This window comes from Winogradskyella psychrotolerans, assembly GCF_018860545.1.
Lineage (GTDB): Bacteria > Bacteroidota > Bacteroidia > Flavobacteriales > Flavobacteriaceae > Winogradskyella > Winogradskyella psychrotolerans_A.
Map to the genome: position 1 here is coordinate 1 of NZ_JAHKPN010000040.1, position 1,337 is coordinate 1,337.

Genomic DNA, 1,337 nt, shown 5'->3' on the forward strand with positions numbered 1-1,337 from the left:
AACAAAGAACTGAGATAAAATCCAAATTAAATTTGATTTAAATTTTGCGTGTAAATATTCCGTTGCATTGTTGAAGTGGAACAAATCTCCTTTGTTGATTTGTTTCCAATCTAACAAGCAATACATATAATCATTATCACATTTTTAAAAATTAATATTTCTTGACGGAAACGTAATTCGGGTCATACGGTACTCCTGAGTTAACAATCGCAAAAGCTTGGTGAATTAGCTTGTTGCTCACTGCGATAAGTGCTAGTTTACTACTCTTACCTTTATTTACGATACGCTCGTGCAGTCTTTTACAGGGCTCATTGTACCTATATGCATTCAATGAACACATAAACATTAAGTTTCGGAGTTTTCTATTTCCCATTTTACTAATCTTGCTTCGTCCTCTTACACTGCTGCCTGAGCGCTTTATTGTAGGTGTTGTACCAAGATAACTGCAAACCTGTGAGGCATTCTCAAATTTCTCAAAGCCATGTGTCAATACAATTAAAAAAACTGCTGTTTTATCACCTATACCTGGTATACTCTTCAACAATGTAAGCTCTTTCTGCCAAGATTTTTTCACCAAAAATAATAGTTGCTTTTCAATACTCTCTAGCTCTCTTGATATATGCTTGAGATCTTTTTTAAGCGATTTCAGCACAAAACTTGATGGCTTGCCCATAACTTCCTCACCATGGATCTTGTTCTTGGTGCTGGTTTTTCTTTTAGTATAATTGGTTTTAAGGCTCAATAGCTGACGGCATTCTACCTGAATATTGTTCATAGCATTGTACAAAGGGACATCGTTATGAAGCCCATAATCACAGATAGACTTAGCATCGCTCTTATCTGTTTTCACCCTAGCGAGTTTCATCTCAATAAAACGCTTAACTGAAAGTGGGTTTACAACCGATACAGTCACGTCATTTTTGCAAAGAAACTGTGAGAGTCTAAAATGATAGTGACCCGTAGCCTCCATAACCAATAAACTCATAGAGGGTAATAACTTTAAAAAGGCTTTAAATCCTTTTGGTGTGTTTTCAAATTGGTTGTGACCGCTTTTGCTGCCATAAACATCAAACACATCTTTACTAATGTCAACTCCGAAAGTTTCTTTATATTTATTCATAATTAATGATTTATGAAAGAATAATCATCAATGTCACAACATCTTAAAAACGAGGTCTAGGCCTCACAGAACTGAACGTGCTATAGATGAAAGAGAGAGGGGGTTAACTTTGTTGACGAGGTTTTATCCTCAACATGTATCATAACCTTTATCCTCTCTCATATTCTTTCTGATTAAAAAGAAAATTTAATCATTTTATTAGAAATCAAACTTAAGA

General features: G+C 34.7%; 1 protein-coding gene. It reads right to left on the reverse strand.

The window, feature by feature from the left end; translation table 11 throughout:
* Nucleotides 1-151 precede the first annotated feature (151 nt).
* Nucleotides 152-1,120 carry an IS110 family transposase gene (locus tag KO515_RS13635; protein WP_215936893.1) on the reverse strand — a complete coding sequence of 323 codons (969 nt, stop codon included), beginning with the start codon at nt 1,118-1,120 and terminating at the stop codon, nt 152-154.
* Nucleotides 1,121-1,337: the final 217 nt, after the last annotated feature.